The organism is Kibdelosporangium phytohabitans, from assembly GCF_001302585.1.
GTDB lineage: Bacteria > Actinomycetota > Actinomycetes > Mycobacteriales > Pseudonocardiaceae > Kibdelosporangium > Kibdelosporangium phytohabitans.
Map to the genome: position 1 here is coordinate 850189 of NZ_CP012752.1, position 25626 is coordinate 875814.

Below are 25626 nucleotides of genomic sequence, written 5' to 3' on the forward strand. Positions count from 1 at the left end.
CGTTTACCTGCGGCGTCGTTCGCGTTGTGTCCACGCCCAGGCGAGGAGCGCTCCGAGCCCCAGATGCAGCAGCTGTTGTTTCCTGTTCATTTTCTGGTTCCCGGGTCCGGCAAGCAGGCCGACTCGAAGCGTGAGGTCCCGGTTGTTGATGTCATGCAGCAGGTTGCGTAGGTAGTCGAACGCGACGTCGCTGCCGATCATGAGATCCAACGCGAGACGGGTGAGCTGAGGCTTGGACATGAACTCGCTGAGGAGGTCTGTGACGGTATCGACCATGGCATCCTCGAACACGTCCACCATGGATAGCTCTGGTGCTAGGTTGCGCACTGACCCCTCGACGTTCGCAAACGACTTGCCCACCATGGAGACGTGCGGGCTGGTGTAGATGCCCCGCCTCGTCGAGTACATGAGGACGGTGCTGAGGGTGACTCCGAAGTTGAGCTCTTCGAGGGACGCTGTCGACATCTTGGGAATCAACATCGACAGGTCGGTGGCGAACCCGTTGAGGTCCGCCCGAGACGTGGCGTGCCCCATCTCCACCCACGCGCGTGCGGCAGCCGCGGCGTCGTTTCGAGCGATGCTCATCAAGGTCACAAACAGTAGTGTGCCCAGGTTTCGGTCGATTCGGCCGACCATGCCCCAGTCGATGATGTTGGCCTTCTTGCCTGGATGTACGAAGATGTTCCCGGGGTGCGGGTCGGCGTGGAAGACGTGCTCGGAAAAGTAGCCCTGGTACATGAATCTCAGTAGGTCCCGACCGATCTTCTTGCGTTCCTTGACGGTGAAGTCGGCGGGGTTGGCGGCCCCTATGGACACGCCGGGTGCAAGTGTCTGTATCAAGACTCGCTGCGTCGCGTCGATCACTCTCGGGACAGTGAGGTGTTGGAACTGCTTCGCCACGCGCCTCGCGTTGACCATGTTCTGTGCCTCGAGGATGAAGTCGAGTTCCGGTTGCATCCCGTTGAAGAGCACCTGCAGCATGGCGTCGATGTCGATCAGCTCGTTGAACCGGGGCGCCAGGTGTCCGATCAGCCGGCCCACCCGACGCAGCTGTTTCATGTCCTGCAGCACGCGCTGCTGGATCCGGGGGCGCTGTATCTTTACCACGGCTGGTCGGCCGTCGTTGAGCACCACCTTGTACACCTGCGCGAGGGACGCCGAGCCCAACGGTCGCACGACGTCGATCGACCGGAATCGCTGCCGCCACGCCGGCAGGTCCCCGTCGAGGATCTCGGCGAACTCCGCGAATGGACTGGCCTTCACATTGTCGTGCAGGTTCTCCAGTTCCTCGATCATCCCGTCGGAGACGAGGTCGGGCCGCGTGGACAGGATTTGTCCCAGCTTGATGTAGAACGGTCCCAAGCGTTCGAATGCGACACGTACGGCTCTCGCGCGCCGTCGGGTCTTCTCGTCATCCGGACGGCCCGACGCAGACATCCTGTCGATCGCGATGTTGTGTGCGATGGAAGCCAGTAGCCGCGCTCGCCCACCCTCGCTTCTGGAGTCGACTCGTTCGCTCTTGCCGTGGACGGTGTCTGTCGTGGCGAACAAGGGCGCTCACCCTCCCAGTGTGACGATCCGGGCCGACATCGATCAATTACAACAATCGCGCTGAGACACTCACAACTTCGTGGAAATGAGAGAATGTTGAACGTGTTGACGGACGATCGCGATCATGTCTGCTGTGTCCAATGAGGTGTACGCAGCGACCGTGACATTGGGTGATTGATGTGCGGCTGAAACGGTGACGGCGCATCGCAAAGGGTCGAACCCCGGAAGTCGATCTTCTCGTTCACTCCATGATTGTTAATATCGTGGTTGCTGGCCCAGGGCCTTGTGGGACGGTCCCGACTCTCGACCGGTCGGTGACCTCGTACTGGAAAGGTGCAAGATGGGCGATGACGGATTGGGGTCGGCGGAGAAGGCACTTGTCATTCTGGAGTCGTTCCTTGCCGAGGCGGGGATGCCTGCGGGTGTGACCGAGCTGTCACAACGCACCGGGCTTCCAAAATCTACAATTCACCGGCTCCTGCGGATTCTGTGTGCGTTTCGTCTGGTCGAACGGTGGAGTGGCAAGTATGCCCTGACCGGGCGTATGCTCGAATTGGGTGAACTCGCATGTGGACAATCGCCTCGTCTGCTCCGCGCGTACCTGCAGCCTTGGTTGCAGGAGTTGCACAACGCCACTCATGCGATCGCCCGCGCGACGATCCTCTGTGGTCGGTTCGAAGTATGTATCGGTATGGCATGTGGACGTCAATCGTTGTCTGTCGCGACTGCCCTGCAGAACCCGATACTCGCTCGTGAGACGGCCGGTGGACAGGCCATCTTGGCATTCTTGCCGCGCGAGTTGCAGGAGAAGTTGGTGGACGAAACGCCGCGGTCGTCGGCCGAGTTCGAAGTGGTGAACTTGTACCTTGATCTCGACCGTGTGCGACGAGCGGGATGGGCGACGAGACGAGAGAAGACCGTGCTCGAGGTGCGGACGGTCTCCGCGCCAGTACTGGATGGGCAAGGAGCGCCTATCGCCGCGTTGGCCGTGACAGAAAATCTCACAGCGGATCGGCTGGCTGCGGTCGCTGTGGCCGTTCGTGCCGCAGCTGCTGCGGCATCACGCGGGTTGAGTGCTGTCAGCTTCTGACCTCGTGCGTCGTACTGCTCGACGCCTATCACGGCCGCCACTCCGGATAATCGCTCTCCGCTGGGACGACGTCCATGACGTGGGACTCAAGACCGGCAGCACGCACGAGGACCATTCCTTCGGGACTGACCACACAGTATTGATCAGTTGCAGCGTCGTAGTAGAGATCGACTCCCAGGGGGTGACGGCGGACCACATCGGCATCCGAACCATTGGTAAACAGGTCCACACGTTCAATGCCGAGGGGGACGAAGGTGTGTAGCTGGCCGGGTGAATCCCAGATATTCAGCCGGAAAAGTGAATCGATCATCAGCAGAGGCGCGCGTACGTTCTCGAATACCGATCCCCGCTCGAGACGGGAGAGGCAGCGAGCGTGACCGCCCGCATCATCGACAGTGATGTCGGACAGGACGGACCAGGTGCCCACCAACCGTACTGAGACATCGGAGCGTGCGAAGACATCCTCTGCCACCTGTACTCGATGTGGTTGAGTGCGTCCCTGCCACCGCATGGGCTCACGCGGTGAGCCAAGAAGGACGTCAGTGCGGCAATGGACGCGGCCTCGACGCAGCACTCGGCCGTTGGGGGCATGAATGTCGGAGACAATGTGCACGCGCACGGCGTCTGAGCCATGTCGGTGGGCGTGGACGCTGCAGTGCAGGGAGGGGGTTCTATCCGGGTCGACGTAGCAGGGTTCCTCGATCCTGGTGTCGCGGAACCCGGTGATGACCGCGTTCGGAGCTGTCTTCGCTGTGAGCTGCGCGGCAGCGTCAGCCGCTATCGCCAACATGATGACTGTGGGGAGCACGGGTCTGCCGTCGATCAAGTGCTCATGCAGATAGGCATCTCGTTGTGGTTCTGGGCGCCAGGTCCACGTCGCCGCGCCGTCCTCATGGTGGTCAGGGGTGCCGAGTAGTGGCAAGGCCGTACACGGGGTGGCAGCGTCGGCCTGATGGTCTCGAGACTGGAGTTGGGACCATCTTTCCGCTCCATAGATGGGCGCCGGGTCGGGTGGCCGCGGGACGAGCATCTCGTTCAGGAATGCGGCTGCCCCCGTCGCGTTGTCCATTCCGGTCACGCCGTAGGTTCGGTGCAGGTGCCGTTGTAGGTGTTCGTCGACCATGCCGGTCTGTGCCCAGAGTGCCCAGGCGATACTGACCTCAGCGGTGCCAGGCTCGTGCGCGGAGCGTGCGGCGGCGAGAAGATATTCGTTGGCGGGTGCGTAGTCGGTGTCACCAGGGGGTGCGTTGATTCCGCTCGCCGAGGCGAAGTTGCACCACAGCCGCGGTGGTGCGGCCGCGAAGGCCGACTTGAGGTTGGCGTAGCCGTGGACCTTGGTAGCCACCACGGTCCGGAAGTCAGACAGTGTTTTGTTGTCGACTGTCGCGGAGCTGAGTCGACCGGCGCCATGCAGCAGCAGGTCGACATGTCCGTCCTCGTCGAGGATCGTACGTGCGGCCCGGTGTGTGGCGTCGGTTTCGGTCACATCGCACAGCAGATAGCGCACGCTCTCCGCGCCGCACAGCTTGCGCAGCTGCCGCAGAGTCAGCGCGACCTCCCGGGAACGCAGCATGTGGCTGAACCGTCGGTTCAACTCCACGACACTGGCGCGGTGGTCGTCTGCGCGTCGGGCGGCGATGAACTCCGCGCGAGCCGCCCCCAAGTCGTCCTCCTGACGTTCCACCAGCCCGTCGGGAAACGCGTCCGGAGGCGTCGTGCCCAGCAGCCATACCTTTATCCGAGCTCTCTCGGCCAGGGCGGTGACTGCGACCGCTGTGATACCCCGTGCACCACCTGTTGCCACCACCACCGAACCGTCATGGACTGGCAGGCGGCGCGTGTCGACAGCCGGAAGTGGTGCTGGACAGATCTGCTCGACGTAGCGCAAACCTCCGCGATACAGCACGACCACCCGGTCGCGGGCTGCGGCCGACTCGCTGTTGAGTTGGTCGAGCCCGACAGCCAGCGCCGCGTCGGTGACCACGGCAAAGGTGGGACAAGCGACCTCGTTGGCCAGGCTGCGCAGGAACCCGGTAATCAAGGTCAGGTGCGGATGAACAGCGCATCCCACTAGCCGGTCGAGCAACAACGCGGCGACCGAACCGGACGGCATTGAGACCAGCCTGTCGAACAGATGCCCGCAGGTCCGCAGCATCCACTCCTGTAGCCGGAGCAGCCGCGCTGGTGGTGGCGCGGAGTGGTGTGAACTCGGGCGGCTTGAGGCGACGATCCGCAGATGTGGCGCGGCGTGCTTGCTCAGGGAGGCGAGTACGGGATCCAGGTCAGCGAGTTCGTTTCGGTCAGAGGCCGCACACAGCAGCGTGGCGCGGGCCCGCGCCGCGGTGTCCGACAGCATCTCGGCCGACTCGATCGAGTCGACCAGCAGCACCGCGCCCGGCGGGATGGCCGCCAGTCGATCGTTCGCCGGCACGGTGTCCCGGCGGCGGGTGACCACGACTGAGCGCCGGGTCATGTCCGTTTGGGGGACTCTCGGAACGGGCGGCACAGCGGTAGTGCCGGGGCCCTCCGTGGCGGGGCGGACGCGGACGCGCGGACCGGGATCGGCATTGGCGATCTCCACTTCGGACAGATCGAGCTCCACCGCCCGCAGCAGCGCCAGCGCCCCGTCCGCGCCCAGGTAGCTCGGCTCCTTGTCGCCCCAACCGATACGGACTCCGTCGTCGGCCGTGGTTGTGCATCCGGCATCGGTGCGAATGCGGGCAAGTACGGGCCAGCCCTGATCGGCCGCCAACGAAGGTCGGGTGAGCATCAGCAGCACCCCGCCCTCCGCGAGCCGATCCGCGGATATCCCGGCCAACTTCGCCATGATGGGCGTGCTGTTGCCGTTGATACCCAGCACCAGGGCGACGTCCAGCTCGCCGGTGGCCAGGTATCGACCGGCCACGTGCAGGGCGGCTTGGGTGGAGGCGCGCCCACTGTCTACGGCCACGGTGACACCGTTGAGCCGCAGCCGATCGGCCAGTCTGGAACCGATGACATTGGCCAGTTGACCTGGCATCGCGGAATCGTTCGCCGCGGGCACGGTCAGCTTGTCGAGGTGGAGCGCCAGCGCGTCCACGGCGGTGGAATTGCCGGCCAATACGGCGGTCACGTCGTCCGCCCCGGCTCGGACGGTGTACTCCACCATGGCACGAGTAGGACCCATGTGTCCGGTAATGACGCCCGTCGTCTCGCGGTGACGCTCCCACAAGGGGCCGTGCTCGCTGGTAAACTGGGCCACCACCGCAGTGGCCATCAGCTGGGTACGATCGATGGAATGTGCGACCACCGGTGGCATGCGTAGCTCGCGAAACGGTGGCAGGGGATAGTGCTCGCCGAACGAGCGCGGCGGGCCGGTGAGGCCGGTGCGCAACCAGCGCCGCACATCCGCTTTACCCGGTGCCCCTGGTAGGTGCGTGGACCAACCGACCAGCACCATGTCACTGTCGTTGTCCTCACAGCGACGACTCAGGGCTGCGGACGGCGACGTCCGTTCGTCGGAGTACTCGGTCAGGAGCAGGTGGGCATTGGTACCACCGAATCCGAACGCGGACACGCCGGCGGTTCGCGGGCGCTGTGGGGCGGCCGACCACGCGGTGTCGACCACCGGGACGGTGATCGACCCGATCCGCGTGTGCGGCGGTGGCGCGATGAAGTAACGCTCGGCCGGGATGGCATGGTGTCGCATCGCCAGCAAAGCGTGGATGACCGATACCGCACCAGCAGCCCATCCGGTGTGTCCGACGAGCGGTTTGTTCGATGTGCACAGCTGTGTGTGGGGCCCGGCCAGCTCGGCCAAGGTCTCCAGTTCGACGAGGTCGCCGGCACGCGTACCCGTGCCGTGACCGACCACCCAGTCCACACTCGACGAATCGATGTCGTTGACTGCTCGCGCACGTTGAACGGCCAGTCGCTGGCCAATAGGGGCAGGGGCGACCACGCTGCCCTGACCGTCGGTGGACCCACCGAACCCACCCAGCATTCCCAGCACTTGGTCACCATCGGCGATCGCGCGGTCGAGCCTCTTGAGCGCGACCACCGCAGCACCTTCGGAGAACAGCACACCGTCGGTGTCGGTGTCGAAGGCACGAACCTGTCCGGTGGGCGAAAGCCCTTTGAGCTTGGCGAACAGAACGAGGTCACGACGAGCGGAAGTGTTGCCGCCGCCGCAGAAGGCGATGTCGCAGTCCCCGGCGAGCAGGCTCTTGACGCCCAGATCAATCGCGTACAGCGAGGATGAGCACGCTGTATCAGGAGTGAGCCAGTCGGTATCTTCGGGAAGCAGACCGGTGAACGCATTGCGGACCGTCATGTCCGGCAAAAGCGCACGAGGATCGCCCGCGGCATGCCGGAAGTGCCGGGCAACCGCCTCGGGATCACCGCCGGTACGGATCGCGACATCGGCGAGAATAGTGTCTTCCAGAGCTAGGCTCCCGCCCGAACACGTTGCCAGGTAACACCCGAAGCGGTCAGTGCCGGTATAGACCACCGTTTCTCGGGCCTGAAGCAGGCAGTGCCGCAGAAACACCGTGGTGTTGTCGCACCCGTGCCAACGACCTCGGGCCACCTCCTCGGCCAGAACTGGATGTGGACGAAAACCGCGGATGAACCCGGCACGTCGGATGTAGGTCTTGTTCTCGGCGTCGGGGTCAGCCGCGTACCAGGAGGTCAGGTCGACGTTCTCGGGCTCGATAAAGGTGTTGTCGTCCTGGTTGAGGACGCGCCAGAACTCGGCCGGACCACTAGCACCAGGGACGACGATCCCCATCCCCACCACAGCAATCGCGGTATCGGTATCCGTGCTCACCGGTACCTGTGGTCGCGTCGTGGTGACCGGCCGTGGCCGAAGTTCCGGTGTCGCGCCGTTCGATTGACCTCGGATCGTGGTCCACGGTGTCGATTCTCGGTGTGGTGGCTGCCCGGCGAGTATCAGAGAGGCACCGCAGTCTACAGCAATGGACTGCCCGGTGATTCCCTTTGCGTTGTCCGAGGCCAGGAATACCACCGTCTCCGCGACATCTCGTTCGGTAGGCAGGACATTCAACAGTGTCCCGGTTCGACAGTACTCACGGAGTTGATCAGGGTCGTCCCAGTAGGTGAAGGCGTAGTTGTCGACCATGCCAGGTACAACCACGTTGGCCCTGATACCTGCACCCCCCAATTCGGCCGCGAAATATCGGGTGAGTGTCTCCTGTGCCGCCCTGGAGGAACCGACCGCCGCATACCGCCCGATCGGGAAGTTGAGCGCGGACATGGTGACGATCGCCGGAGAGGGGCGGTTTTGCATCAGGGGAACGGCGTTCTCGACGCACCATCGAGTGCCATGGAGGTTGACCCCAAGGCCTCTGTTCCAGTCGTCGTCAGAGAGTTCTTCGAGTCCGCCAAGAACCCCGTAAGCAGCATTATTGACAAGAACGTCCAGGTAGTCGTGGCGTTCGCGGATGGCGGCGAACATTGTCGCCACACTGTCACGGCGACCGACGGAGGCGCGTATCAGCTCTGCTGAACCCCCTGCGGAGGTGATCTCGCTGGCGGTCTCGTGAGCTTCCAGCCGAGAATGAAAGTAGTTTACGATCACATGCGCGCCTCGACGAGCGAAAGCCTTGGCGATCGCACAGCCGATACCTCGGCCTCCGCCGGTGACGAGAACTATCCTTCCGGAGAAATCTTTCACGATCCGACAGCTCCCTCGGTAGTGGCGGGACCCTACTGTCGGGTCAGGTGAGCACAGCCTTCGACCGCTCCGCGAGTCGGAATATCAAGTCGGCAAGTTTAGGGATGGTGTTGAAATCTCTGACCCTCATCTCCGACGTTGGTGTTGGCAGACCGTAGCGATCAAGGATCTTCACGAGCAGTTCAGTCTTGCGGACCGAGGCGATGCCAAGATCGGCTTCGAGGTGGGCGTCGTCTTCGAACACGTCTTCTGGATATCCCAGGGCCTCGGCGAACAGGTGGCGCAACTCTGCGTGAAGTTCGGGCCGTGAGGGCAAAGCGTCCGATGCGGACGAGGTCGGTCGGGTTACCGATCCCGGGCTTTCGACGGTCACCGCTTGACGGTCCGGCTCGTCCGGTCGCACGACCGCCGTCGTCCGGCCCTGACTGGCACCAGCCGAACCAGATGTTGCCGGCAGTGTGGTCCGGGTCGCGGTGGCGGCTCTCGGCCTTCCCAATGTCAGCAAGACTTCATCCACACCAACTGGCGTGCGCAACGGAGCACTGGTCTTAATTGTGGCTGGCAGCGTATCGCTGGCGAGATCGGTGAGGATCGACCGGGCCCCGGCTTCGACGAACCACTCGACCTCACCGGCGCCATACAGGTGCTGAAGTGCCTCGGAAAAATGCACTGGACTGATGAGATGGACGTTAATGATGCTCCGTACATCAGCGCCGCCGGTGACGTAGCCCCTCAGAACGGGTGAATACACACGACACTGTGGCGTGCTCGTCCGATAGTCACTCGTGACCTCCGCCAGTCGCGTCGCCGGACCAGTCAGCAGCGGACTGTGATGCGGATAGGACAGGGCCAGCCTACTGACGGAGACTCCCGCCACACGAGCGATGTCCTCCAGGATGGTCAATCCAGGCACGCGGCCAGCGACGACATTCTGTCGAGGCGAGTTGTACAGAGTGGGGCTCAGGGTCCAGTCATCAGCCGCCCCACACAGGTGCACAACCCGTTCGGCGGGAGCGTGCACGGCCACCAGGCCACCACCGGGATCGAGCTCGTCAAGAGCCGCCTCCCGTTCGCACAGCACCCGCGCGGCGTCGTAAGCCGACAGGCAGCCTGCGGCGACGAGTGCAACTAGCTCACCCGTGCTGTGCCCCAAGACCACGTCGGGGCAAATCTTCTCAGTGGCGAACACCGCGTGCATACTGACGCCGATACCGAAGGTTGCCAGGTGCAGCCGTATCGGTGTCCTAGCCAACTCCTCCAGTTCGGGTGCGTTGCGGTCGGTCAACAGCGCAGTCACCGACGGGTGGCCGTATTCCATGGCCGCCTGGTCGACCGGTGCCAGCGCTGCAGTCACGGCGGGATGTTCAGCAGCCAGCCGGGCGAGCGCTCCCGGGAAATATCCCCCACATCCCGGAAACAAAAAACAGTTTCTTGACACCATTGCGCACTCCTCCTCGACGGCACTTAGTTAGGCGACGAGAGCGCGGGACACATCGCCGCCCATGCGTTGCACCGCGTTGAGAAACTCCTGCGGCCAGGGGCCTGGGCTGAACACGTTTCCCGTCCGACGGGCGCTCATCCACACCTGTTCGCCCGTCGCGACGATCTCCTCGGAATCACCAGTCAAACGAGAATAGGAAAACAAGGCCTGCGCATACTCCAGGCGCACCCAGGGTAGGACCATTCGAGTAACAACGCGATCGCCGGGCCAGAGCTCACGGAGGAGCCGGCATGAACAAGACTGGGTGACCGCGGTTACGTCACCAGACAGACCGGCCGAGTAATTCGGACATTGTTCGTAACCAAATCTCTCGCGAATTTCACCCTGCCAGTCGATGAATTTACTGAAATAAACAGATCCGAAGGCGCATGTATCACCGATGAGTACCACTCGCTCCTGGGTCGCAGATGTGAGATGGGATGGTTGCCCATTCACCGGCAACTCCGGCATTCGGGACTTCTGCCCCATTCTGCCTGAGACGCTCATTCTGCGACTTTCGTTGTGTATATCCATCGGCACACTGGGAGGCGCTGACTCTCAACCTCCCGGTACTCACCGGAGAACTCGAAGTGCTCCAGACCGGCCCTATAACTCACCTTCACATGGCTGATATCACCGTCATCGATATGTCGAGTGGATGAGATGCCCGGTGGGCCACCCTTGAGCCATACCTCATGACTTGATCCGGCGACGTCATCGACCATGTTCGGCTCCTCAATGCGGGACATGTCGATCGTCGACGCTACGGACGTAGCTACGCACACCCAACCGTCTGTTCCGTCCAGTGGCACAGAACGCGCCGAGTAGGGGTGTCAGTGGTCGCGGCAACAGGTCGTGGTAACTCAGGCGTTGTGAACCATGAGCTTCGCCGCCGCATACTGTCCATATTGGACGGTGACGTGCGGTCCTCCTCCGGTTATGCGGAGTCGGGTTGTTGGATGATCACTCATCTCAGTCGCCCGGAGGACGGCTCACGTTGCCCAAGCGGTACCCACCTGAGTTTCGGCGCAAGGTCCTCGATCTGATCGCATCCGGCCGTCGGGTCGCCCAGGTCGAAGCTGATCGCGACATCAGCGACCAGACGATCTACAGCTGGCGCCGCCAAGCACTGATCGACACAGGGAAGCTACCCGGGACCAGCAGTGCCGACAACACCGACTGATGGCCGCGCAGCGACGGATCGCCGAGTGGAAGCCGGGGTCGCACCGACACCGTGATGTCCACGGTCGCGAGTTCGAGCACGATCCGGCGGGCGGAATGCTTGTGACGGCGGCGGAGCTGTTCGATCCACACGACCCGTGGCTGGGGTGGTGGTGGGCTGGTGGTGCGGGACGCTGGACCCGTCGAGCAACCCGGCCTCGCCGGGTTTGCGGTAGCGGTTGACCCATTTCGAGGCGCCAGTGCCACGAGATGCCCATCTCCGCGGCGACATGGGCGAACGGACGGGTCTGGCAGCGTTCGACCAGACCGCGGCGGCCTTCAACAGACAGCGGGGCGTTACGGTGGAGCACAAACGGGTGCTCGGCGGGCGAGTGGTGGTACTTCTCACCCTGCCGCTGAAAGACCCGTCCCCATCGTCAGGCCCTCGCCAGCCTTACTAACCTCGTGACCCGCAACAGCTAGACGTTGTTGAAGTTCTCGCTGAGCGGTTCGGGATCAGATAGCGGGATGTGGATAGTCCTTAATGGATCATGTGCCGTTTCTGGTGTCCAGTGTGTCCTTTGTGGGGGTGGCCGGCGATGTGGCGCGGTGGTCGGCGTCGGGGTGGTGTAGGGCGGGGGAGTGGCTTGTGGGCCGGTGTTTGGGCGGATGTGGGTTGGTACGAGTTAGGGGATGGGTGTTGGTGGCAGTGTGGTGGGTGGGTTGTTGGTGATGGTGGTGGGGTGTCCGGGTGTGGTGTGGACGAGGTTGTCGTGGGTGAGTTGGGTGATGGCGCGGTGGGCGGTGCTGGGGGCGACGTGGTACTGGGCGGCGAGGGTGTGGAGGTTGGGTAGGTGGGTTCCGGGTGGGTAGGTGCCGTTGATGATGGCGGTGCGTAGGTCGTTGGCGATTGCTTGGTATGGGCTGGTGGGTGGTGTGGGTGGGAGTGGTTGTGGCGCGACGGTGAGGCGCAGTGGCAGGCGGTTGACGAGAAGTGTGCTGGCGCGTTGGTCGGCTTCGTTGATCCAGGCGGTGTAGGTGTTGAGGGTCATGGCGGCGTCGGCGTGGCCGAGTCGGCTGGCGACGGTGCGGAGGTTGACGCCGGCGAGGATGAGTTCGGTGGCGTTGTAGTGGCGGAGTTTGTGCAGTGTGGTGCGGATTCCCAGGCGGGTGGTGAGTCGGCGGAAGCGTTGGCTGAGGGTGTTCGGTGCGATGCAGGTTGATCCATCACGTGAGGAGGAGAACAGAAAAGCGTTGGGAACGAGGGTGATGCCGTGGGTGGCGGCGTGGTGGCGGCGGTGGTTGAGGTAGGCCGTGAGGAGGTTGGTGGTGTCGGGGTCGAGGCCGATGCGGCGGTGTTGGTGCAGTTTGGTGTCTTTCTCGATGAGGTTGGGGCCGTCGTGGGCGATGCTGGCGTGGATGTGTAGGACGTGGCGGTCGGCGTCGAAGTCGTTCTCGCGTAGGCGGAGAGTTCGCCGCGGCGGGTGCCGGTGGTGATGGCGGTCCAGGTGAGGACGCCGAGGAGTGGGTCGGGTTCGGTCCAGAGGTGGGTGAGGATGCGGGTGACTTCGGCGGGGTGGGGTGGTTGTGGGTGGGGGCGTGGTTTGGAGGGTGGGTTGGCCAGTGCTGTTGGGTTGGTGGTCCACTGCCAGCGTCGGGCGGTTCGGTAGGCGCCGCTGATGAGGTAGTGGACTTTGCGGATGCTCGCGGCGGACAGTGGCCGGCAGTGGTGTTCTGGATCGCGAGGTTTCTGCGTGCCATGTGCTGTGGTTTGTGGTGGCTGTGGGGTAGCAGTGCTGGCAGCAGCGGGCGAGGGTGGCGTAGAGCGCGTCGAGTGTCTTGGGCGTGATCGCGTCGATGGTGCGGTCACCGATTAATGGCCTGATGTGGTTGCGGTGCGATCCGCGGTATCCGGCTTTGGTGGTGACGCCGCGTGGAGCTTGTCGATGTGTCGTTGATCAGTTCGGTGAGGGTCGCGCTGGCGCGGCGCTGGCGGTGTTGGTCGATCTGGTCGATGAGTCGCTGGAGAACTCGTTGTGCTTGGTGTTCGGCGGTCAGGCTTGCGGGGATCGTGTTCGACAGATAGTGGGGTGATGGGGTCGATTCCGGAGTAGATGCGTACGCGTAGTGATCCGCTGGGCAGGGTGTCGATGTGGCCGCGGGGCGGGTCCTGCGGGAATGTGGGCGGGGTCGGGTGGCTGGTTGCATGGCGGTGTCCTGTCGAATGTGCGCGGATCACCAAGCGATGGGCGGTTGCAGACATCGACCGCTCATGGCATGACTGGCCGCGCGGCGTCTACTGTGGCTGTTGACGCTGCTGCTGATGGCAGTCGTTGCGATTGGCGTTCGAGGAGTGATGACATCTCTTGGACGTCGCGTGACACGGTCCTTCACCGCTGCTTACGGGCAGGCTTGGCGAGCATCCGTGCTGGTAGATGGCTTGCCCGGGGAGCGCGGCAGAGTGTTCGACTGCGCGCAGCCTCTCGTCACGTCGTGCTGTGACTGGGCGCGGCCTGGCCGATCTGTTTTGCCTGTTCCAGACCTGTTTCCATGCCAGCCTTCGATGGCCCGGGAGTGTGCGGTCGGCCCGTGTGTCCCTCGTGTGCGGCCGCCTGGCGGAATCGCTCCAGACGCACTTGCACCACATCTCATGTCACGCGACCCTGCAAGATCGCTGACAGAGGCCGTCAGACGCTGTCTATGACTCAGGGCCGCCGACCGTATGTGCAGGTCAGCGGCCCTGAGTCTCGCCCGGTGAAGGCGGTGCCCCCGGCAGGAATCGAACCTGCGACACACGGTTTAGGAATCCCAGATTCCAGCGTCTATATGGCCTCTACCAGCATCAATGGTCTCGTCTTCAGTCCCAATAGTACCCAATGGCCACCCTGTTAGCCGCGGTTTCCCGTCACGGTCCCTGTCACACGGGAGGGGCGCGACGGGTGCGGAGGTGGCACGAGATGCGTCCGTGTGAGTCGCAGTGTCACCTCCAACGAGCTGCGTATAGGCCGCGTGGCTTGTGGCCGCCATCGGGTGGGACATGTGGACAGCCTAGAGGACCTGCACCGTGAAGGACGGCCTTGTTCGGCCTGGTTGATGTCATGAGGCTGACCCGCGACCGTTGGTCTTGTGTCGAGATATCCATCTGAGAGTGAGAACGCAGAAGTGGCTGGTGCTCATTGTGGGGTGCTTGTCAGTACGATCGTGAACGGTTGGGCTGAGGTAATCGCTATTTGTACTGAGTTTGCCCCGGAGGGCGTCGCGTCATTGGTGGTGCGGAGAGCCTGGTTGTCGACAAGCTTGATGTGTTGATTGTTGGGGAGTGTGTCGTGCTTGGGTGAAGTTGATATGTTGCGCTGGTTAGCTTGTGAATTGCGGATGCCTGCGACGTGTCGATGCGATATTTGTCGCGCAGTGCGGTGTCTGTGAGCGGCTCGTGGTCGTGGTTGAGGTTGTGGGGTGGGAACGGGGAATGGGATCTTGTTGGGTGGCGGTGTTGGTGTTGGTGTGCGGAGCGAGGTCGGTGCGGCGGCTAGGACAATTGCGCGGCGGCCTCGGCTGACGGTGATGAGTTTCTGTTCGGCCAGTTGCGTTATGGCGCGATGGATAGTTCCGCGGGAAACGTGATAGTGGGTGGCGAGTTCGTTGTTGGTGGGCAGTGGACTGCCCACGGGGTAGGTGCCGTTGGTGATGGCGTTTCGGAGGTCGGCGGCGATCGGCTGGTAGAGGCCGGAGGGTTGGGGGATTGGTTGATGGCGGGGTGGTGGGGTGAGGCGGACGGGGATGCGTTGGGTGAGGGTGGTGGTGGCGTGTTGGTCGGCTTCGCTGATCCAGGCGGTGTAGGTGTTGAGGGTCAGGCTGGCGTTGGTGTGGCCGAGTCGGCTGGCCACGGTGCGGAGGTCGACTCTGGCGAGGATGAGTTCTGTGGCGGAGAAGTGGCGCAGTTTGTGCAGTGTGGTGTGAATGCCGAGGCGGACGACGAGTCGGCGGTAGCGCTGGCTGAACGTGGACGGTTTGAGGCGTCGCGTTCCGTCGGGTGCTGGGGAGAAGATGAACGCGTCCGATCGCAGTGTGTCGCCGTGGCGGTCGGCGTGTAGTTCGCGGTATCGGCGGTAGGCGAGGAGGAGCGCGGTGGTGTCGGGGTCGAGGGCGATGTGGCGGTGTTGATGGTTCTTGGTGTCTTTTTCCACTGTGTGTCGGTTGTGTTGGGCGATGTTTCTGACGATGTAGAGGACGGGTCGGTCGGGGTGGAAGTCGGTCCAGCGCAGGGCGCAGAGTTCGCCGCGGCGGGCTCCGGTGATGATGGCGATCCAGATCAGGACGCCGAGATCGGGGTTCGGCCACGCGTGGGTGAGGATGCGGGTGACCTCGTCCGGTGTGGGTGGTTGTGGGTTGGGTGACGGGACGGGTGGAGGGCTTGCCAGTGGTGTGGGGCTGGTGTGGATCCATCCCCAGCGTCGGGCTCGTGTGTAGGCGGCGCTGATCAGGAAGTGGATTTTGCGGATGGTGGTGTCGGACAGCGGTCGGCATGCGTGTCGGGGTGACTTGTCTTGGGGTTCGGCCCTGGTGGTGGTGGGCCTGTTGGTGATCGGGCGGTGGGCGGGGGTGCCGCAGTGGTCGCGGCAGCGGGCGAGTTCGGCGTAGAACCCGTCGAGGGTTTCGGGTGTGACTGCGTTGACTCGGAGATGGCCGATCAGTGGCGTGATGTGGTTGCGGAGGTAGCCGCTGTAGTTGGAATGGGTGTGGGTGCCGGCCCGCATGGTTGCGAGGTGACGCTCGAGCAAGAGGGCCAGTGTGGCGTTGGTTTGTGGATGGCGATGTTCGTCGACTTGGACGACCAGTCGTCGGCGTGCGGCTTCGGCGTCTCGTGCGGCGGTGGGGCCTGGAGGGACGGTCTGGGTTAAATAGTGTTCACGGTGTGTGAGTGGGTCGGTGCCCGCGTAGACGCGTACTCGTAGCGATCCGCTGGGCAGCGTGTCGATGCTGCCGCGGGGACGAGGAGCGCGGGTGTGGGCACGGCCACCTGAGGTCGTGCCACGAGTACTGGCACGCATGTCCACAATGTACGCCGCAGCGGCGATGTATCCGCAGGTCCTTCAATGTGCGGCCGAACCGTGACCGGTCCGTGCGCAAGCCGAGCCAATGTAGACACACAGCAGTGTGGCCCCGCGGAGACGACGGACCACATGGTGCCCACCTGCGTGGTTCTGTGCTGACCATTGTGCTGTGGAGAGTGTGGCCAGTGCGGCCGCTGGAAGGGTCGCTGGCCACGCTGGACCGATGCTGCGACGCTGGACTCCGATGGTCCAGTTTGGCCAGTTCGGCCACGACGTACAAGGGGCTGCTGTTACGGGGACTTGTTGTGTCGAACCTTCGGCTTCGGGGTGTCCAGGGTTTCGTGCCGCGGCGAGGATGGAGCATGCGCCGATATGAACCCTCGAGCGCTTCCCCTCCCGACAAGTTGCCCGCCCGCAACAGATGGACTATGGCAAGTCCCGCGAGTCCAAGAGCGTCGTCTTGACCGAGGCATCGCGGCACAATCACGCACCAACTTGAGCCGCTGACGTCAGGCCGCAGTCTGGCTCGTCTGGCGGGGGATCATTGGAGTGATCGCCCACCAGGCCGGACGTGTCGAGGCGTGTAGGTGAGGGCAATCGTCGACGTCGAGGTTCCGCCGTGCTTCTGTCCGGTTTACCCTCGCCAATCTTCTGTTTGACGCGACCATCGTTGCCGTGAAGGAACGCCGTCCCGGCGGCGCTGACCACGTGCTTGTGCACGAGTACTTTGCCTGGCCGCCGCCCTGGCTGGACGGACATGGAACCGAGTCATGACCAGCTTTCGCTCACTGTAGGCATGACTGCGACAGTCGGCTCGATGTTCCGAGAGCCTTCTGACCGCCACCATTACCGGGCACGACCTTGACCACACCGGTCTGTTGATCGACATCAACACCCTGCTGCAGCGGAGGCCACGTGATGAGAGCACGGCAGCGCAGTTCTCGTCGTGACGCATTCTGACCGGGATGCCACCTCATGTACATTCACCATGATCAAAATACGCGGTTGCCAGTGGATCATCGGGTTGCGAGACCGGCCCAGCAGTACGTGTTTCACCCAGTAACATAGGCCATGGTTACTACTACATAGCCTCTGCTCTAGTTCTTACTGGAGAACAAGCTGCGCGAGTGCGTGAGTGGTCGACGAGTTCCTGCGCTCCTGAGGTTAATCGAACAGTGACGTATGATCAGGACTTCCGCTGATATCCTGCATGCCTGGGCGCATGATCGATGCGTGAGCTTCGAGAACGAGAAGGATCTTCGCGTGTCAGAAGACAGTACAGGCATGGCAAAGAACTCGCCAGAAGACATCGCCCGCGTGGCCGAAATCCTCGGTATCGTCGTTCCTGCAACTATGGCGGGCAACGAACAAGGTCGGTACGTTAGAGCGGAACTTGCTGATGCCGCTGCTCGGCACGAATGGGTACTTGATCCTTTCGCGGATGACCAAGCCGTCACTCGCGTTATCCTTGGTCACCTGTATGAACTGGATCAGAATTCTGTCACCGCTGCTGTACATCTTTTGCGCTTCGCGGCTCGGGAGATGCTTCAAAGTCGCGCTTATGAGGCAGGAACTAACGCGGTCGGCGGACTCAATTTCGATCTTTTCGGACCAGATGGTGACCGTGTAATTGACGGCAGTTGGGATGTACTCCAAAATTACGCGCAAGTAGCGTTCGACGAGTGTCGACGGAACGTCGACGAAGAGTGGGCGTTCTTGATGAATGGGTATCCATTCGCATTGATCGCCGCCTCGTATGATCCGGCATGGCGTCGAGCCTTGCGTGTATGGGTACAGCAAAACGCTGACCGGCTCATCATCAAGGAACGGCGATCGTCGTCAGCGTATAGTCATCTCGCATCTGGTGATCTGGAAAGCTATGTACGTGAGTTTGATGTTGACAGGGCGGAACTTGATGCTGCGGTAGACGCGGGGCGTCTACCGTTTCCGTCTGAGATCGCCGCGCAGTTGCCTGATCTTGCGCGGATAGCGGCACAGATTTGGGTCGTAACCAGCCCTAATTCGCCGATATGTCAGCAGCTTTTCCGTTCTGGCAACAGGGCAGACTACACTCCCACATCAGACCCTGCGGCTCCGAAGATTTCCGAGGAAAGGCCGAAGGCGCCCGAGTCTTCGGTAGACCCATTTGTCGAACGTCGACGTCGCTCTCGCCCACATTTGGAAGGTGCTCGACTAGAACAGGGCATGCTGAAAATTTTTGGAAGCCTCTTCCGCATTGACACGTGGCATGCAACGGCGAGAGATCTGGGTAGAACTCGGGCGCAGATGCGCCGGCAGCGTTCGGGAACCCAGTATGGAGCGGACATAGTGATTCGTTTCAAAGGGGCCGCGCTAGATGCTTCATCCACCTGCCTCGTTGAATGCAAAAATTACTCGGCCAACCCAGGTGGGTTAACGGTAAGCACCGTTGCGGACAAGGTACTGCAAGCCGAAGCTAACTTCGACGCTGAGCCCGTTGACCACTGGATCCTCGTATCGCCCGATCTGGATCCGAACAACGAGCTCGACAGGCTGGTGGAACGTTGGAACGCAACGCGCCGCTTCCCGTTCGCCATACAAATCTGGTCCCCGCAGACCGGCGTCAAGGAACTTTTTGCTGCCGAACCGGGCATCTATCGCGATCTGTACGGCCATGAACCTCCTAGGCCTCAGCGTAACGCAAGTGACGTTCTCGCGGAGTTTGCAGAGCGTCTTCACCCTCCGGTCAGACTGCCACAACGGCTGTCGCACTATCTGCAGAATAAGGTTTCGTTCGTTGAGCAAAATGAGCGCGGGTGGCTAGATCAGCTCAACAGGCAGATAGAGCGCTTTGGGTTCAACGAAAGAGGCGCCCGCCTTGGTCGTCCCCTTGAAGTCGAAATCCTTTCCGTGCTGGTAGACTCGCCGATAGGGTCCAATGTGGCGCTTCTTCTGGCCGAGTTCGGTGAAGGTAAAAGTTTCTTCACCGTATCGCTATGTGTCCACTTGCAAGAGCGGTACCTACGAGAGCCGCGATCGGACGTGCCAATCCCCATTCGGCTGCACTTGCGAGGCTACCGATTTGTATCTTCTCCAGCTGATTTTCTCGCCAACCAACTAGGAAACGCGGGGCTGGAAACGACGGACTGGGCAGACTTGCGGCGCCGAAACGTCCTGGTGATTCTGGATGGCTTGGATGAAATGTCTGTTCGGCAGGATCCGGCCACTATTCGAGACAACCTTAACAAGGTGGCTTCTCTTCTAGAGCTTCTTGAAGGCTTTCCGGTACTTGTCACGAGCAGGCCACACTTCTTCGCTTCGAGCGCAGAGCGAGAGTTGTTCTACGACCGGCTACGGAGGCCTCACGTCTTTCGGATGGGGCAGCCTGATCGACGCGTCACCGTGGATCATCTCCGGGCGTATGCAGACTCTTTGAATCTAGGGCAGAAGCTGAACAAGATCAAGGAACTCTACGACCCGATCGGCCTAGCGGGTAAGGTCCTATTCCTTGAGATGATCAAGAAGACCCTCCCTGAGCTCCCGGAAGACCATTTCGATGAATTGATTCTCTATAACACTTATGTACAGGGATCGCTAACCCGAAAAAAGGAACTACTCCGTGATCCTGCCTCTGCCATGCAAGACAGTGATCTGATCGCTAATCTGGAGAAGCTGCTGGAGATGATAGCGATCAGAATCCACGAAAGCGGTGAAGGCAACGTCGATCTGCAAGAGTTCGTAGGCTCCTCGGGCGGCGCCGCACGAATACTGTGGCACGCGTCGCGGCTAGACTCGATACACCAGGACAGCGACGCCGACGCCAGCGCGCGAATCGGTAGCCGGTCGCTCCTGCGGCGGGTCGGGTCGGACGACGACCGCTGGCTCGTGGACTTCTTCCACCGGAGCATGAAAGAATACTTCATCGCCAAGGCGCTCCATCGAGCTCTGCGCTCAGCCGACCCGTTCGCCGAAACCAGGAGACTTCTGCTCCAAGTCCCTGTCCAGCCTGAGATTCTTGGGTTTTTCCGCCTACTCGTCGGCCACAACCAGGATGCCGCCACTGTGCTGGCAAGCCTGACGCATTCCGCGCGGGTCGGCTTTGGGCACGGTCTTCTCGGCGGTGGTGCTATCTCGCTCTATCACGCTGCCGGCGGTCAACTTGCCGGCCTCGAGTGGAGATCTTTGCAGCTGGACGGCGCTGTCCTCGTCGGTGCCGACCTCTCAGGGTGCGATTTTCAGGGTAGCACACTACGTGGTGCTGACCTTTCGTCAACCGATCTCACCGGCGCCGACTTCAGGTCCGCGGACCTCACCGGCGCCAACCTCGACGTGGGCAGCAGCGTCATCAGTCTCGCCCCGGACGCGTCACCCCGCGCGTTCTTCAGCCTGACGAAAGACTGCAAGCTTGGCAGGATCAGCTTCCAGGCTGATGGTTCACTCAAGTTCTCGATCATCCAGCTTCCGCGCACACTGCGGTGGCCAGACAACGTGCACTTGTTGAAGGAAGACCTTGTCCTGGTGACCGCTCATTCGGAGTTTCTCATCGTCGACATCAGTGAGGGAACGACGACAGAAATCGCGTATTTTCGTGTCCTAAGCGAACTGCGGAGTGCCGCTGTTGTCGACCAGGCGCTTGGTCTCCTCAACGAGCCTGAGTATGGCGACAGCGAGGCACTTTTGATCGACATCGCAACGAGTGAGGTTCGGTGGCGTGTTCCCGTTCGTGTTCGGGGTGGGGTATGTAGTTGGTTGACAAACGGAATCCTCATTGCTGCAGAGGAGCTGCTGCTTCTGCTCCGAGACGACAGGTCAGGAACGATGGGGCCGCGTGACCATGAGGCACCTGCGACCGCAGTCTGTGTTCACGAGGACCAAGTCATCCTCGCTACCGACGACGGGCGCGAAACATGGCTGTCTCTGAACAGCCTCGGCAAGCCAGAGTGCACGCTCGCAGTCCATAGCGGAGCTGGTACGGCGGTGACCGTCGCAGACGGAACCGTGCTGTCGTCAGGCGTCGACGGATCACTGGCGGTGACAGCACGTGATACGAATGGAAGCCCCACCGTTGTGACGAGAGTGGAGCGCCGCCTGCTTTGCACAGGGGCACGCGTGGAAGGTATGCAGGGTGAAAGGGAGTTTGATCTTTTTGTCGCGAACGGGGCTGACCGATGATTCAAGCGTGTCAATCCCGCAGGCCGCAGTCAGGCCGCTGGTGGACAAGATCACCGGGACACTGAGGCGGGCTCGCCGCCGTACATCGCCGTGAAGTTGGGTTCGGGCGAGTGCTTCGACGGTGAGCAGCATCGTCGGTGGGCCCCTGCGGATCCGGCCCTGGGCGAACAGGCTGTGCCGCCACTCGGTTGACGCGGTTGCGGGTGGGATTCGAGAGACGAGGGCGTTGCCGGCAATGGGGACGACGAAGGCGACGACGAACCTACTCCAGGCGGTGAGTTTGCCGCTTGCTGGCGCCAGGGCCTGGTGGCGACTGCTGCCGTCCTGGTGGTCTGGCGCTGGTGGCTGGTGAACCGACTTGCACCAGCTGCGGGTTGGCTGGTCGTCGTCGTGCCCGACTCGGTGTGCTGGTGATTGTTCGGAGTGGGCTGGTGAGCTCTGGCGCCATCCTGGTGGGCACCTGGTGGACTAGCACCAGTGTCGTCGCCAGCTGCGGTGTCCGACTTCTGCTCCTCGTGCGGAACGCATGGGGGTGATGGTGTGGGCTGGCGCCAGGTTGGTGACGGTGGCGTCGGGGGTGGCGCCAGGCTGGTGACGGCCTGGCGATCAGTCGAGCCAGTGATCGCCAGCGCCGCGAAGGCGTGGTGAGGCGGCGAGCAGCGTAGCGGTCTGTTGTTTAGCGGCGACTGTTACGGGTGCTTTCTGACGGCGTCGTCGGTGGCGCCGGTAAGTCGGATGACCGTGGTGAAGTCCGAAAAGGGCGGAGCGTCTCCACCGCGCGAGCCGGGAAGCTGGTGCGGGCACGAGCACAAGCTTCCCACCGACCCACGTGCGGTCGGTTGTCGCGGACAAGCGCGGTGGATCCGACAGACGAACCCAACATCGACTGGTCCGGCGTGGGGCGAACTCGTGATCTCCGTGCTCCGCGACGCGAACAGCGAACCCACTTACCACTCACGACGGTTGAGAACCACAGTGAACTGCACGCCCTGCAGAGCCATCTGAGCCAGCAGGCGGTACACGACACCCGCACCGGCGTCGCCAACCGCCAGCATTTCCAGTCCGAGTTGGACACAATGCTGGAGAACACCCCGGACACCCCGGACTACCCAACACTGATCGACACCATCAACGAACACCTGGCCGGGCTGACGATCATCGGTGACACCGGGCGTCGCAGTGTCGGTGAGCATCGGAGTCGCACAGCACACCGGCCATGCCGATGGCCACCTCGACCTGTTGTCAGCGCGCACTCCACGATGCGCCGCGCCAAGGCAGCCGGCAAGCGCCAGTGGCAGGCCCTCCACGTCCAGCACGATCATGAACACCGGAAACACGACGCGCTGGCCGCGGCGATGCCCGGCGCGTGGGAGATGGGCGAGATCGACTGGGCGTACCAGCCCGTGCTCCACCTGCTGGACAACCGGCTCGCCGCCCTCGAAATCGTGCTGCGCTGGAACCACCCGACCGAGAGCTTGATCAGCCCGCTGCCGCGACATGGCGGACAGAACCGGCATGTCGCTGACGATCGGCCCGTGGGTCGCGATGCGCGCCTGCCAGGAGGCCACCGATCACACCGCCGGTGCCAGCACGGTGACGCTGCGTCTGCGACTGACCCAGTCGCAGTCATCTGACGGCACTCTGCCCGGAGTGATCAACAGCCTGCTCGCCGCGCCGGCCTGCCACCCGAACGGCTGGAGATCACACTCGACACCCGCGCGGTGATCGCCGACCACAGCGCGGCACGGTCGAACCTCCGCGTACTCCGAGACAACGGCGTGGTGATCGGACTGCACGAATTCTCCGGCAGCCCCACCGAAGTCGCGCTTGCCGAAACCGAGCGAGTTGCCTCGGTGATCCGCACGCGATCACTGACCAGCCAGCGACTGGATCCACACCAACCCGACTCACTGGTCACGCTGACCGTCTCGATGATCCAGGCGTTGCGCCACGCAGACGTCGCGGTCGGCCTCGACGACGTGGCGAGCGCACCGGACGCGGTTCGCTGGCACGCCCTGGGCGCGACCCGGGCCCAGGGCGACTTCGCTGGTACCCCGGGAGACCTGGACAGTGTGCTTCCGCGATCGCGACAGGCCCATCACCGGCGAGGACACGACCCGCACCGACCCCACTGATCCTTCACCAGGCCCCATTATCCGACACCAACGCGTCACAACGGCCGACGAAGACACCCGGCGGCGCGGGCAACTGCTGGGGCACCGGCGCTCCCCGTCTCACGCCGGACAACTCCCGTGGCAGTGGCCAGCAGCTCATCCGCTCATGCGGCTCCTCTTACCGGCTGACCGAACGCCACGACTCGGATCTTCACGCACCTCCGAGCCGGCTGTCAGTTACGGCCAGGGTCTTGGTCAACCAGGGCCGAAAAGTCCGTCGGCCACCGATGCCCAAGTAGGCCGGCAGCCGCGACGAAGGAAGCGACCGGTGCTGCTTCGGCCGTGACAGTCATCTCGGTGAAGTCGACTTTCATGCTGGTCGCGGCGTCGGAGTCGCCGAGCCGGCGAACGTTGACGTCGGTGACGTGGAAGCTGTCCTCAATCGACTCGCGAATCAGTGCCACGTCCCCCCGGACGTCCCCGCTCTCCTCTGCGCTCACGCGAATCCGGCGAGACACACCACGAAGGTCGACGGCGTCGAGCGCGAACTCAGTCAGCAAGGATGAAATGTCATCCCAATGGGCGGCTACGCTGTCGGTACGTCCGCGGAGCCGCCGCTTATCCGTGGTGATGAACAGCCGCCAGCGCCCCACATCGGCAGTCAACATCCGGTTCCGTACGTGCCAAGACGGCGGGTCAGCCTCAGTGACAGTTTCCTCGTCTTCATTGTTCAAGACGAGCTGAGACCGCTTGGCAGTCCACGCTTCGACGTTGGGAACTACGAGGGCGGTCACATCGACGTCAGCAAGTAGCTCTCCGATGTCCTCAAGGCGCTCAAGGTTCATCATCGAGCCGATGTAGGACCAGAGATTGCGCCTCGTGCTGGCAGTTGGATCAGACAGCAAGTATGGCAACAGGACGCGAAGCTCTACATCGGACAACTGACCACTGGCGAGCGGCAGAATCTCTACTACGTCGCGGGACAACCCGAAACGAAGCAATTCAGCTGCACGTCGAAGCCGCAGAGCGGCGTCAGGCACGAACAACTCGTCGGCGGACTCCTCGAAAGAGGCGAGGAACTCCTCAGAGAGGCTGTCGTCGCTGGGAGCAGCACTCCGCGTCAGACGTTCGGCGTCGTCCGACGTGAACAGGCCGCGGCCGCCTTTCAGCAGGTTAGCTCGCACCAGGCGCAGTAGCGGGGCGCCGACGCTTTCTGGTGCGCCTGCTCGGTCTGGAAGTGTGGAAGGCTCCGCAACATCGGCCAGCGAACCGACATCGGTTACCAGTGACCGGTTGGTTAGACGCGCACGCGCACGCAAGGTGTCAAGACTGCGATCCGATTCGACCGGCCGGGTGAGTGAGAGCACCACTGGCTCACGCATGGCAAGCGTCTGTAGCTCATGCTCGACGACCGCTGGCCGTAGCGAGTTCCGCAGGAAGATGGGCCGCTCGTCAGGTTTGCCGGCCTCGTTCCAATGCACCACCAGGTCAGGCATGTACGAGTGGTTGAAGTAGTCCGTGACCACGATCTTGGCATCCGGGCTCAAGGCATTGACCTCTTGTGCCACGGCCTCCTTCACACCGGTCACGATGTCGCGTGGGTTGCTGGACTGCATAGCGGAGCGGATCTGCTCCGTCACAGCGTCGCTGCGGGCGTTCACTTCTTGCCCTTGCGGTTCAGCTTGCTCTCCACCAGCGCCAACTCTTCCGCTGTGAGCATGAGTTCCTCCTGACGCTTGTGAAGTACCAGCAGCCAAAGGCGGTCGGAGACCGTGGCCAACAGGTTCGTGTCGATTGTCTCACCGTTGAGAGCCTCAGGATGGTGCACTTCCAGTGCGGTCTTAACCCGTTCGGCGGATGTCAGCTTCACCCAATCGGTCTGGTTGAAGGGGTGGCGAGTGATCCACATGAACTGGCGACGCGCGTCCTCGCCATCCTTCAGGTCCCGTGCCGTAATGCTGTAGGCGTTGGCCAAGAAGGCCCAATACTCGGCGCCTTGCTTCCCGCCTACCGAGTCATAGTCCTTGACCTCGACGTACAAGAGGGTTGGCGGATCAGTGTGGATGTACCCGAACAGGTCGTATCGCTTCTTCTGGTTGTCGAGTCGCTGAAGCGTGCAGACCGGGGCGTTGTTGTAGACGTCGAAGGGCAGCTCGACCCATGTCGTACTTTCGAGCCACCGCTTCGCCAAGTCCACACCATCCATACCATCCTTTTGCACGGATTCGGCGGCCGACATGTGCACGAGCATAGATCCCTGGTTGACCAGCCGTGTTGCTGGCTCTTCTGAATGACTGTGAGAACGCCTCGATTTGCTCCATGAGGAAGATGTGGCGACCGAGTTAAGTAGT

Annotated in this window: 15 protein-coding genes and 1 pseudogene; 5 read left to right on the forward strand and 11 right to left on the reverse strand. The window is 62.5% G+C overall.

All coding sequences use genetic code 11. The features are described from left to right. Positions 1 to 3: 3 nt before the first annotated feature. Positions 4 to 1551: an ABC1 kinase family protein gene (locus AOZ06_RS04040; RefSeq protein WP_054288183.1), complete on the reverse strand. Its 1548-nt coding sequence runs from the start codon at positions 1549 to 1551 to the stop codon at positions 4 to 6. A 340-nt stretch (positions 1552 to 1891) separates the two neighbouring features. Between AOZ06_RS04040 and AOZ06_RS04045 the strand changes: the two genes are divergently transcribed. After that, positions 1892 to 2641, forward strand: a complete 750-nt coding sequence (locus AOZ06_RS04045) for an IclR family transcriptional regulator (protein WP_054288184.1) — start codon at positions 1892 to 1894, stop codon at positions 2639 to 2641. A 28-nt stretch (positions 2642 to 2669) separates the two neighbouring features. Here the strand turns inward: AOZ06_RS04045 and AOZ06_RS04050 are convergent, their stop codons facing one another. From AOZ06_RS04050 to AOZ06_RS61890, 4 genes are read right to left on the reverse strand one after another with little or no spacing between them, the layout of a single operon-like run. Beyond that, complete coding sequence (locus AOZ06_RS04050; RefSeq protein WP_083471488.1) at positions 2670 to 8315, reverse strand: SDR family oxidoreductase; 5646 nt, start codon at positions 8313 to 8315, stop codon at positions 2670 to 2672. Positions 8316 to 8358: 43 nt separating this feature from the next. Continuing rightward, entirely contained in the window at positions 8359 to 9756 is a 1398-nt protein-coding gene (locus tag AOZ06_RS04060) for an acyltransferase domain-containing protein (RefSeq protein WP_083471489.1), read from the reverse strand. Positions 9757 to 9783: 27 nt separating this feature from the next. Then, complete coding sequence (locus AOZ06_RS55805) at positions 9784 to 10266, reverse strand: acyl-CoA thioesterase (RefSeq protein ID WP_157232796.1); 483 nt, start codon at positions 10264 to 10266, stop codon at positions 9784 to 9786. A 32-nt stretch (positions 10267 to 10298) separates the two neighbouring features. Beyond that, on the reverse strand, positions 10299 to 10544 hold the full coding sequence (locus tag AOZ06_RS61890; RefSeq protein ID WP_417999933.1) for a DUF5988 family protein: 246 nt from the start codon (positions 10542 to 10544) through the stop codon (positions 10299 to 10301). A gap of 248 nt (positions 10545 to 10792) precedes the next feature. Here AOZ06_RS61890 and AOZ06_RS61895 point away from each other — a divergent pair, with 248 nt between their 5' ends. After that, positions 10793 to 10978 (forward strand): transposase, encoded by a 186-nt coding sequence (locus tag AOZ06_RS61895; RefSeq protein WP_054288189.1) that lies wholly within the window; start codon positions 10793 to 10795, stop codon positions 10976 to 10978. 38 nt (positions 10979 to 11016) lie between these two features. Here AOZ06_RS61895 and AOZ06_RS55810 read toward each other — a convergent pair. From AOZ06_RS55810 to AOZ06_RS61185, 3 genes and pseudogenes are all read right to left on the reverse strand, one after another. Next, positions 11017 to 11327, reverse strand: a pseudogene (locus tag AOZ06_RS55810) (leucine zipper domain-containing protein); the annotation flags it as partial. Between the two features lie 315 nt (positions 11328 to 11642). Further along, positions 11643 to 12602: a site-specific integrase gene (locus AOZ06_RS04075; protein ID WP_054288190.1), complete on the reverse strand. Its 960-nt coding sequence runs from the start codon at positions 12600 to 12602 to the stop codon at positions 11643 to 11645. Positions 12603 to 14129: 1527 nt separating this feature from the next. After that, a complete protein-coding gene (locus tag AOZ06_RS61185) occupies positions 14130 to 15737 on the reverse strand; it encodes a tyrosine-type recombinase/integrase (RefSeq protein ID WP_169798848.1) in 1608 nt (535 codons plus the stop codon). 1506 nt (positions 15738 to 17243) lie between these two features. Here AOZ06_RS61185 and AOZ06_RS53415 point away from each other — a divergent pair. Further along, complete coding sequence (locus AOZ06_RS53415) at positions 17244 to 21161, forward strand: NACHT domain-containing protein (RefSeq protein ID WP_169798849.1); 3918 nt, start codon at positions 17244 to 17246, stop codon at positions 21159 to 21161. A gap of 947 nt (positions 21162 to 22108) precedes the next feature. On the opposite strand, the gene AOZ06_RS57595 is transcribed toward AOZ06_RS53415, so the two are convergent. Next, positions 22109 to 22678, reverse strand: a complete 570-nt coding sequence (locus AOZ06_RS57595) for a hypothetical protein (protein ID WP_169798850.1) — start codon at positions 22676 to 22678, stop codon at positions 22109 to 22111. On the opposite strand from AOZ06_RS57595, the gene AOZ06_RS57600 reads away from it, so the two are divergent. Further along, complete coding sequence (locus tag AOZ06_RS57600) at positions 22677 to 22886, forward strand: hypothetical protein (RefSeq protein WP_169798851.1); 210 nt, start codon at positions 22677 to 22679, stop codon at positions 22884 to 22886. The genes AOZ06_RS57595 and AOZ06_RS57600 overlap by 2 nt on opposite strands. After that, positions 22883 to 23296 carry a hypothetical protein gene (locus AOZ06_RS04105; RefSeq protein WP_054288196.1) on the forward strand — a complete coding sequence of 138 codons (414 nt, stop codon included), beginning with the start codon at positions 22883 to 22885 and terminating at the stop codon, positions 23294 to 23296. The genes AOZ06_RS57600 and AOZ06_RS04105 overlap by 4 nt, the downstream gene beginning before the upstream one ends. A gap of 212 nt (positions 23297 to 23508) precedes the next feature. Here AOZ06_RS04105 and AOZ06_RS04110 read toward each other — a convergent pair whose 3' ends face one another. After that, positions 23509 to 24936 carry a hypothetical protein gene (locus AOZ06_RS04110; protein WP_054288197.1) on the reverse strand — a complete coding sequence of 476 codons (1428 nt, stop codon included), beginning with the start codon at positions 24934 to 24936 and terminating at the stop codon, positions 23509 to 23511. Continuing rightward, the gene (locus tag AOZ06_RS04115; RefSeq protein ID WP_157232799.1) at positions 24933 to 25514 is read right to left on the reverse strand and encodes a hypothetical protein; all 582 of its coding nucleotides are present in this window, start codon (positions 25512 to 25514) and stop codon (positions 24933 to 24935) included. The genes AOZ06_RS04110 and AOZ06_RS04115 overlap by 4 nt, the downstream gene beginning before the upstream one ends. Between the last annotated feature and the right edge of the window lie 112 nt (positions 25515 to 25626).